Genomic DNA, 9189 nt, shown 5'->3' with positions numbered 1-9189 from the left:
TCGACATCGAGGACGTCACCGAGTGCCTGGCGAGCGTGGAGCTCTACCACGTGCGCTCGGTGGACCAGCAGGTCGAGGGGTCGGGGGAGCTGTCGCTGGCGGAGACCCTCGGCGGCCCGGACCCGCAGTTGGAGCACGTCGTGGACTCGGTGAGCCTGCGCCCGCTGCTGCGCCAGCTGTCCCCGCGCGACCGGCGCATCCTCTCGCTGCGCTTCGGCCACGGCTGGACGCAGTCGCAGATCGCCGCCGACGTCGGGGTGACGCAGATGCAGGTGTCGCGGTTGCTGACGCAGGTCCTGGCGAAGCTGCGCCGCCAGCTGGACGTCGAGGCCGCCTGAGCAGGACGCGCCGGGTCCGCCGGCCGCTCAGCCGGGCGCGGGGGAGGGGTGCGGCACCCGGATGGTGACGGCCGGGGCCAGGGCGTGGCAGAGCCGGTGCCGCGCCTGCAGCAGGGCCTGCCAGAGCTGCAGGTCCTCGTCGCCGTCGACGGCCGGGAAGCCCCCGACGGCGAGGTAGGCGTCGGCCCGCACGGACATGTTGGCGCCGTGGACCTGGGTGCGCGGTGGTCGTCCGGGGCGGTCGGCCCCGCCGTCCCCGGCGGTCACGACGGCCGTGGCGGCCGTGGCGCCGGTGCCGGCGAGCCGGGCGTGGGCGAGGATCCAGTCCACGCCCACGACGGCTCCGGGGGTGGTGGTGAGGACGAGGACCTCGCGGGGGTCCAGGCGCGCGGTGAGCGGGTCGGCCAGGCCGGCGGCGGTGGCGCGGCGGCGCGCTCCGGGGGCGTCGACGGGCACGGCGAGGACGGTGACGGCGTCCAGTGGCGCGGTGAGGTGCTGCCAGTGGGCCACGAGGGCGGTCCCGGCGGTGGGTGCGGTCTCGACGGCCACGGCGAGCACGACGGGCAGGTCGCAGGCGGCGGCCTCGTCCGCTGCGGCGACGAGGGTGGTGAGGGTGCCGTCGAGCCCGTCGCCGCCGCCGGCGCCCACGGCCGGGAGCGTGACGACGGCCGCGCGCGGGCGCGGGCTGGTGGGGTCGGTGCCGCCACGGGTCCCGCCGTCCGCCGCGCTGCTGGCCATGGGCCTCCCCGTCCGCCGCGCGGGACGACCGATCGGCCCACCGCTGTTTCAACCGAAAGTAGCCGATTCTGACGCTGCGTGGAGGTCAGGTCTGCCTTGCGTTTCGGCCGTGCCCTCTCGGGTCACCACCGGGGTGTGACCACGACCACGAGCACCGACCGCTCCGGAAGCGCTTCGCCCATCGGTGACTGGATCGACCGCCTGAGCGAGCTGACCGTCCTGGACCCCGTCGCCGAGAAGGTCCGCGACCTCGTCCACCGGGCGGTGCCCTCGCCCGCCCTGCGCGACGTCCTGCACGGCGTCCCGCTGGGCCACCCCGCGCACCCCGTGATGGCCATGGTGCCCATCGGGACGTGGCTCAGCTCCGCCGTCCTCGACGTCGTGGACTCCGTCGCCCCCTCGCCCGCCCGCACCTCCGTCTCGGTGCTGCTCGCCGGCATCGGCGCGGTCGCCGTCGCGCCCACCGCCACCGCCGGGCTCGTGGACTGGGCGGACCTGCACAGCGACCAGCAGCGGATCGGCCTCGTGCACGCCGCCACCAACGAGGTCGCCCTCGTCCTCGTCGGCGTCGGCCTGGTCCAGCACGCGCGCGGCCGGCAGGCCAGCGGCCGGCGCTGGCGGCTGGCCGGGGTGCTCACCTCCAGCCTCGGCGCCGTCATCGGCGGGCACCTGGCGACCCGCTGGGCGGTGGGAGCCAACCACGTCGAGGACGTCCCCCACCGCGCCCCGCAGGACTGGCAGCCCATGATGCCGCTGGTCGAGCTCGTGGCCGGTGCGCCGGTGCGCGGGCGCTGCGGGGACGTCGACGTCGTCCTGGTGCGCCGCCGCGACGGCGAGGTCACGGTGCTCGCCGACCGCTGCGCCCACCTCGGCGGGCCGCTGCACCAGGGGCCGGTGGAGACGGTGCGCGGGCGCGAGTGCATCGTCTGCCCCTGGCACGGCAGCGCCTTCGAGCTGGAGAGCGGCTCGGTGGTGCGCGGTCCCTCCGTCGCCCACCAGGCCCGCTTCGACGTGCGGGTGGTCGACGGCGTGGTGCAGGCGCGGGTGGTGACCGTCCCGGAGGCGTAGCGGGCGGGCTGGGAGGCGGGTGGTCGCCACCACCCGCCGGAGGTGGTGCGTGTCGGCCCCGTGGCGCAGAGTGCCCCCATGAGCGAGCCCACCCGCCTCGGCACCGGGCAGGACCTGCCCACCGTCCAGCGCAGCCGCCCGGAGGTCCGCGGTCGCGCCGGGTTCGACCCCGCCTTCCTGGCCCCCGGCCCCCTCGTGCCCGTGCCGCTGCCGGTCGCCGCAGCCGGCCGCAGCGCCCCCGAGGCCGTGGTGCTGCCGTACACCCACTTCAGCGTGGTGCTGCGCCCGGACCGCCGGCTGGCCGCGGCGACCGTCGTGGGCATCGACGGCGCCCGGCTGCGCGACGTGGACCGCGAGGGCTCCACCTGGTGGCTGGACCCGCGCGTGCCGCAGGCGCAGCAGGCGGGGGAGGAGCTCTACGCGCGCAACGACCTCGACCGCGGGCACCTGGTCCGCCGCCGGGACCCGGTGTGGGGCACGGCGGAGGAGGCCGAGCGCGCCAACGCCGACACCTTCTGCTACACCAACGCCGCGCCGCAGCACGCGGCGTTCAACCAGTCCCCGCAGCTGTGGAACGGCCTGGAGGACCTCGTCCTCGCCCACGCGCAGGTGCACGCCCAGCGCCTCGTCGTCGTCACCGGCCCGGTGCTGGACGACGCCGACCCGGTGTACCGCGGGGTGCAGGTCCCGCTGCGCTTCTACAAGGTGGTCGCGCACGTGCGGTCGGGCCGGGACCTGCGGGGCGGCCAGGCCCCGGCGGGGCTGGCGGCCAGCGCCTTCGTCCTGGACCAGGCCCGCCTCGTGGAGCGCCTGCTGGCCGCGGAGGGGGCCGGCGCACGCGCGGCCGGCGACGCCGGGGCCGGCGGGTTCGACCCGGGGGAGTTCGCCACCTACCAGGTGCCGGTGGGGGACGTGGCGACGCTCACCGGGCTGGACCTCGGGCCGCTCGTGGCGGCCGACCGGATGCCGGTGCAGGCCTCCAGCGCGCCGGGGGGCTGGGAGACGGCGCTGGCGGGCTGGCAGCTGCTGGCGGGCCCCGCCGACGTCGGGTGGTGAGACCCCGGACCGCTCAGCAGGCGACTCGGTGGCCCCGCGCGGTGAGCTCGGCGGAGAAGTGCCGGGGCAGGTCGACGACGTGGTCGCCGCCGGCCCGGGCGGAGACCAGCACGACGGGGCACGTGCAGGCGGCGGCGAACTGCCGGCGCACGTCACCGGTGAGGAACCCGGTGTCGGGGTCCTCCCGCGACCCCGGCAGCACCAGGAGCGACGCGTCCGCCACCAGGGTGCGCGCCTCGCGCCCGCGCAGGGCGTGCAGCCGCACCGCACCGCCGGGCTGCCAGGACGGGGTGAGCCCCGCGGCCGCGGTGACGTCGGCCAGCGCGGTGCGCACCTGCTCCCGGCGCTCCTCGGCGCTGGGGAAACCGGCCAGCGGGCGCCCGCGCACCGCCGGCGGGACGTGGGGGTAGGACCAGATGGTCGCGACGGCCAGCGGGACGCCGGTGAGCCGGGCGCGGTCCGCCCCCCAGCGCAGCGCCGCGGTGGCGTGGCGCTGCGCGCGGACGTCGGCGTCGCTGCCGACGTCGAGACCGACGAGCACGGGTCGTGCGGACACGGGGATCCTCCTCGCACCGCGGCCTCGTCGCCGCGGCGGTCGAACGTTCGTCATCGATGAGGGGCGCGCGGGCCCCGCCGGGGAAGGTCCCGGCGGGGCCCGCGCGCGGACGGCTCAGGCGGGCGAGCCGGCGAACTGCACGACGCTCCACGACAGCGGCGGCAGCACGACGGTCGCGGTGCCGTCGACGAGGGAGACGTCCTCCAGCGCCCGCGGGGCGATCGCGGCCGGGGCGTCGGCCGTGTTGGCCGTGTGCCGGTCCTGGCCCTCACCGGCGTGCAGCGTGGTGGCCGACAGCACCCGCTCGGCGCCGAAGCCGCGCAGGCCGACCTCGACGCGGGCCGGCTGCTCCTGGTCGCGGTTGGCGAGGAACAGCGTCACGGTGCCGCTCTCCTCGTCGTGGGTGGCGGAGGCGTCCACGACGTCCACGTCACCGAAGCGGGCGGTCTCGTAGCGGTCGCTGGTGCCGGCGACCCGCAGCACCTGGCCCCTGGCGAGGTGGCGCACCTGCTCGAAGGGGTGGGCGATGGTCTGCTTCCACGCCGGGCCCTCCGGCTCGCTGCGCAGCAGGCCGATGACGTTGACGAGCTGGGCCTGGTTGGCGATGGTCACCCGGTCGCCGTGGCGCAGCAGCGAGTTGAGCAGCGTGCCGACGACGACGGCGTCGGTGACGGAGTACTGGTCCTCGATGACCCGCGGGGCGACGGTCCACTTCTCGATCGACGGGTCCTTGTGGGGGCGCGACTGGTACCAGACGTTCCACTCGTCGAAGGAGATGTTGATGCGCTTGCGGTTCTTCAGCCGCGCGCCCACGCCGTCGGCGGTCGCCACGACCTGCTCGATGAAGGCGTCCATGTCCACCGCGCTGGCCAGGAAGCTCGCGGCGTCGCCGTCGAACTCCTGGTAGTAGGCGTGCGCGGAGACGTAGTCGACCTGGTCGTAGGCCAGCTCCAGGACGGTGGACTCCCAGGCGCCGAAGGTCGGCATGCTGCGGCTGGAGCTGCCGCAGGCGACCAGCTCCAGGTCCGGGTCGACCTGGCGCATCGCGCGGGCGGTCTCGGCGGCGAGGCGGCCGTACTCGTGCGCGGTCTTGTGCCCCGTCTGCCAGGGGCCGTCCATCTCGTTGCCCAGGCACCACAGCTTGATGCCGAAGGGGTCCTTGGAGCCGTTGGCGATGCGCTGGTCGGACAGCCGGGTGCCGCCGCCGATGTTGCAGTACTCCAGCAGGTCCAGCGCCTCCTGCACCCCGCGGGTGCCGAGGTTGATCGCCATCATCGTCTCGGTGCCGACCTCGCGGGCCCAGGTGTCGAACTCGTGGAGGCCGAACTCGTTGGTCTCCACCGAGCCCCAGGCCAGGTCCAGGCGGCGGGGGCGCTCGGCCACCGGGCCGACGCCGTCCTCCCAGCGGTAGCCGGAGACGAAGTTGCCGCCCGGGTAGCGCACCACCGTGGGGGCCAGCTCGCGGACCAGCTGCAGGACGTCCGTGCGCAGGCCGCGCTCGTCGGCGGCCTGGTGGCCGGGCTCGAAGATGCCGGTGTAGACGCAGCGGCCCATGTGCTCGACGAAGGAGCCGAAGAGGCGGTGCGGGACGGGGGCCACGGTGAAGGCCGGGTCGAGGGTGAGGCGGGCGTTGCGCACGGGGGTCCTTCCGCGGGTGTCTCGGTCGGCGCGCCTGGTGCGCGCGCCGTTGGGGTGGAAGCGGCTCCCGCGGGACAGTCCTCGCGGGAGCCGCTTCCGTCAAGAGGTGCGGGTCACCGACCGCGGGCTGAGCGGGAGCCCCGTGGCACCCACAGCACCGGCGAGGGCCGCGCCGCACGGGGAGGCGCGCCGGGACGTTGCGGTCATCGTCGACCTCCTGGGTCTGCAACGTTGCATTACAACGTTGGAACGAGAATGCACGGCGATGCCGGCGGGGTCAAGCAACACCGCCCGGGAGGGTGCCGGGCGCGGGCGGCGGGGTGCGGGCGGAAGAAGTGCGCCGGGCGGGGGGTTGCCGCCGCCATGAAGGCGATCACCATCGAGCGCACCGGGGGACCCGAGGTCCTCGTCCCCGCCGACGTCGCGGAACCCACCGCCGGACCGGGCTGCGTCGTCGTCGACGTGGAGGCGGCCGGCGTCAACTTCATCGACGTCTACCACCGCGACGGCACCTACCCCCAGCCGCTGCCCTTCCGCCCCGGCCTGGAGGGCGCCGGCCGGGTGCGCGAGGTCGGCGAGGGCGTCGAGGGCTTCGCGGCCGGCGACCTCGTGGCGTGGAAGGGGGCGCCGGGCAGCTACGCCGAGCGCGTCGTCGTGCCGGCGGGCGAGCTCGTCCCGGTGCCGGCGGGCGTGGGCGCCGAGACCGCCGCGGCCGTCATGCTGCAGGGCCTCACCGCGCACTACCTCGCCACCTCCACCCACCCGGTGGCCGCGGGGGAGTGGGCCGTCGTGCACGCGGCGGCCGGCGGTGTGGGGCTGCTGCTCACCCAGATCGTCAAGCGGCGCGGCGGCCACGTGCTCGCCACGACGTCCACGCCGGACAAGGCCGACCTCGCCCGGGCGGCCGGTGCCGACGAGGTCGCCGGCTACGACGACTTCGCCGAGCGGGCGCGCGAGCTCACGCGGGGCCGCGGCGTCGCGGTCGTCTACGACGGGGTGGGGCGCGCCACGTTCGACGCCGGCCTGCGGGCGCTGCGGCCCCGGGGCACCTTCGTCCTCTTCGGCGGCGCCAGCGGGCAGGTGCCGCCCTTCGACCTGCAGCGCCTCAACGCCGCGGGCTCGCTGTACGTCACGCGCCCCACGCTGGCGCACTACACCCTCGACGCCGCCGAGCTGCGCGCCCGCGCCGAGGAGCTGTTCGGCTGGATCGGGGCCGGCGAGCTCGACGTGCGCGTCGGCGGCCGCCACCCGCTCGCGCAGGCCCGCCGCGCCCACGAGGACCTGCAGGCCCGCCGCAGCACCGGCAAGCTCCTGCTGCTGCCCTGAGCGCCGATGCCGGCCGCCACCACCAGCGCGGTGCCCACCGCCTGCCACACCGAGGGCCGCTCGTGCAGCAGGACCAGCCCCACGGCACCCGCCACCGCCGGGTCCACGCTCGTGAGGGTGCCGAAGGCCGCCGTGCTCATCCGCCGCAGCGCCGCCAGCTCCAGCGCGTACGGCAGGGCGGGCACGAGCAGGGCGACGGCGCCGGCGAGCAGCACCGTGCGCCACGTCAGGTCCCCGACCGTCGTGGGCGCGGCGACGGCGGTGGCCACCAGGGCGGCCACCGGAAAGGACACCGCCAGCGTCTGCAGCCCGCCCAGCGCCCCGCTGCTGCGGTGCGTGAGCACGATGTAGCCGCCGCAGCCGACCGCCGCGAGCAGGGCGAAAGCCACGCCCACCGGGTCCAGCTCCCCGCTCCAGGGGCGGGTGAGGCTCAGCACGCCGGCGGCGGCGACGAGCGGCCAGAGCAGCCCGCCGCCGCGCCGGCGGGCGAGCAGCGCCACCGCGAGGGGGCCGCAGAACTCCAGCGCGCTCGCGGTGCCCAGCGGCAGCCGCGCCACGGCCTCGAAGAAGCTCAGGGTCATCACGGCGCTGGCCACCCCGAGCAGCGCGGCCCGGCCGAGGGCGGCCCGGGGGAGGCGCCGCCAGGGCACGCGCACCAGCGCGAGGGCGAGCAGCGCCGCCCAGCACAGCCGCAGCCAGGCCGTGCCGGCGGCACCCACCTCGTCGAACAGCGGGGTGGAGGCGGCCACGCCGAGCTGCAGGGAGAGCATCGCCGCGACGGCGAGCGCGGGGGCGGGGATGCGGGGGCGGGCGGGGGCGGTGCCGGCGTGCATGGAGCGGGTGGTCCTTCTCGTCGGTGCTCGGCCGCACCGCCCGCGGGGGCGGCGCACCGGCAGATCGAACTCCTACGATGAGGAGCGTCCGTGCGCATCGTCGTGCAGATCGTGAGCACGATAACGCGCATGAGAACTGATCGACCCAACGACCACCCGACATGAGCAATTCCGTGCGCACGATGCCGCCGTCGGGCCACACCGGTGACGCCCGCAGCCGCGCCCGCGCACCCGAGACGGAGGACCCCGTGCCGCAGGAGGACCTCGGACCGGCCGCCGCGTTCCTCGCGCAGCTGGGCGGGCAGGTGCGCGAACGCCGCCGCGGCGCCGGCCTCACCGTCCAGCAGCTCGCCGACCGCGCCGGCGTCAGCCGCCGGCTGCTCACCCAGGTCGAGCTCGGCCAGGCCAACCCGAGCATGGTCACCGTCGACAAGCTCGCCCGCGCCCTCGGCGTCGACTTCCCCACCCTCGCCGGGGCCCCCGCCGCCGGCGGCAGCGCCGTGCACCGCTCCGAGGGCCCCGTGACCGTCTGGGCCGGGCGGGAGGGCAGCGTCGCCCTGCTGCACGTCGCCGGCTCGCGCACCGCGGCGCCGGAGCTGTGGGAGTGGCTGATCGCCCCCGGCGACCACTACGCCTCCGAGGCCGACCCGGCCGGCTCCGAGGAGCTGCTCCTCGTCCTGGCGGGCACGCTGACCCTCGCCGTCGGCGACGAGCGCACCGAGCTGGCCGCCGGCTCCGCGGCCAGGCTGGCCAGCGACCGCGCCTACGCCTACCGCAACGAGACCGGCGAGCCGCTGCGCTTCACCCGCGTCACCATCGCCCCCCGCTGAGCGGCGTGCGGCGGGGAGCCGTCCTCAGCCCGGGACGGAGGCGCCGTCGTCGTCCGGACCGCCCAGGGCGGCGGCGAGAGCGGCCGAGCCGTCGCCGTCGTCGCCGGGCCCGCCGCGCAGCACCACCGCCTGCGCCACGACGGGGCGCCCGTCGACGGAGGTGATGGCCGGGCCGCCGTGCAGCCGGTACCCCTGCGCGAGGGCCTCGCTGACGCGCTCGCAGAAGGAGCGGTCGTCCGGGCCGGTCAGCAGCCGGTAGGCCAGGGGCGCGCTGTCGCTCACGGGTTTCCTCCCACTCGTCGGAGGGCGACTCTAACCGCGGGGCGCCCACCGCGGCGGGGACCTCGCGGCGTGCGGCACAGTGGGACCTGCCCGCCCGACCCGCCCGGCCCCGACCCGCCCAGCCCCGACCAGGAGTGCCCGTGACCGGTCCGAGCAGCACCGCCCCCGCGGCCGCCGACTCCACCGCCGAACTCGCCGTCCTCGTGCGCGACGGCGTGCGCGAGAGCGCCCACCGCGGCGTGGTCGCCGGCCTCGACGCCGACGGCGCCCTCGCCCTCGCCCTCGGCGACCCGGACGCCACCGTGCTGCCCCGCTCCTCGCTCAAGCCCCTGCAGGCCGTCGTGGCGCTGCGGGCGGGGGCGCCCGTCAGCGGCTACGCCCTGGCGCTGGCCACTGCCAGCCACGCCGGCACCGACGAGCACGTCGGCGCCGCCCGCCAGGTGCTGCAGGCCGCCGGCCTGGGGGAGGAGGACCTCCGCTGCCCGCCCGACCTGCCGCTGGACGAGCGGGCGCGGGCCCGCGCC

General features: G+C 76.9%; 10 protein-coding genes and 1 pseudogene. 6 read left to right on the top strand and 5 right to left on the bottom strand.

Going from position 1 to position 9189, the window contains the following annotated elements:
• Nucleotides 1-338, top strand: a 338-nt coding sequence (locus ABEB16_RS06400; protein WP_345711426.1) for a sigma-70 family RNA polymerase sigma factor, incomplete at its 5' end; no start/stop codon positions are given.
• A gap of 27 nt (nucleotides 339-365) precedes the next feature.
• On the opposite strand, the gene ABEB16_RS06395 is transcribed toward ABEB16_RS06400, so the two are convergent.
• Entirely contained in the window at nucleotides 366-1076 is a 711-nt protein-coding gene (locus ABEB16_RS06395; protein ID WP_345711425.1) for a hypothetical protein, read from the bottom strand.
• A 135-nt stretch (nucleotides 1077-1211) separates the two neighbouring features.
• On the opposite strand from ABEB16_RS06395, the gene ABEB16_RS06390 reads away from it, so the two are divergent.
• A complete protein-coding gene (locus ABEB16_RS06390; protein ID WP_345711424.1) occupies nucleotides 1212-2144 on the top strand; it encodes a Rieske (2Fe-2S) protein in 933 nt (310 codons plus the stop codon).
• A 78-nt stretch (nucleotides 2145-2222) separates the two neighbouring features.
• A complete protein-coding gene (locus ABEB16_RS06385; RefSeq protein WP_345711423.1) occupies nucleotides 2223-3200 on the top strand; it encodes a DNA/RNA non-specific endonuclease in 978 nt (325 codons plus the stop codon).
• A 13-nt stretch (nucleotides 3201-3213) separates the two neighbouring features.
• Here ABEB16_RS06385 and ABEB16_RS06380 read toward each other — a convergent pair whose 3' ends face one another.
• Nucleotides 3214-3756, bottom strand: a complete 543-nt coding sequence (locus ABEB16_RS06380) for a universal stress protein (RefSeq protein WP_345711422.1) — start codon at nucleotides 3754-3756, stop codon at nucleotides 3214-3216.
• Between the two features lie 114 nt (nucleotides 3757-3870).
• Nucleotides 3871-5394: an arabinosylfuranosidase ArfA gene (gene arfA, locus ABEB16_RS06375; protein WP_345711421.1), complete on the bottom strand. Its 1524-nt coding sequence runs from the start codon at nucleotides 5392-5394 to the stop codon at nucleotides 3871-3873.
• A gap of 363 nt (nucleotides 5395-5757) precedes the next feature.
• Here arfA and ABEB16_RS06370 point away from each other — a divergent pair, with 363 nt between their 5' ends.
• Nucleotides 5758-6720, top strand: coding sequence for a quinone oxidoreductase family protein (locus ABEB16_RS06370; RefSeq protein ID WP_345711420.1), 963 nt, complete (start codon nucleotides 5758-5760; stop codon nucleotides 6718-6720).
• 71 nt (nucleotides 6721-6791) lie between these two features.
• Here the strand turns inward: ABEB16_RS06370 and ABEB16_RS06365 are convergent.
• Nucleotides 6792-7301 (bottom strand): annotated as a pseudogene (locus ABEB16_RS06365) (EamA family transporter); the annotation flags it as partial.
• 413 nt (nucleotides 7302-7714) lie between these two features.
• Between ABEB16_RS06365 and ABEB16_RS06360 the strand changes: the two are divergent.
• The gene (locus ABEB16_RS06360) at nucleotides 7715-8383 is read left to right on the top strand and encodes a helix-turn-helix domain-containing protein (RefSeq protein WP_345711419.1); all 669 of its coding nucleotides are present in this window, start codon (nucleotides 7715-7717) and stop codon (nucleotides 8381-8383) included.
• A gap of 24 nt (nucleotides 8384-8407) precedes the next feature.
• Here ABEB16_RS06360 and ABEB16_RS06355 read toward each other — a convergent pair whose 3' ends face one another.
• Nucleotides 8408-8665, bottom strand: coding sequence for a DUF1737 domain-containing protein (locus tag ABEB16_RS06355; RefSeq protein ID WP_345711418.1), 258 nt, complete (start codon nucleotides 8663-8665; stop codon nucleotides 8408-8410).
• Nucleotides 8666-8805: 140 nt separating this feature from the next.
• Between ABEB16_RS06355 and ABEB16_RS06350 the strand changes: the two genes are divergently transcribed.
• Nucleotides 8806-9189 (top strand): asparaginase (locus tag ABEB16_RS06350; RefSeq protein ID WP_345711417.1); only part of this gene is annotated, 384 nt, incomplete at its 3' end.

Source organism: Kineococcus glutinatus, assembly GCF_039542765.1.
Lineage (GTDB): Bacteria > Actinomycetota > Actinomycetes > Actinomycetales > Kineococcaceae > Kineococcus_A > Kineococcus_A glutinatus.
The sequence above is the reverse complement of the archived record's forward strand: the minus strand, read 5'-3'. Positions and strand labels throughout refer to the sequence as shown.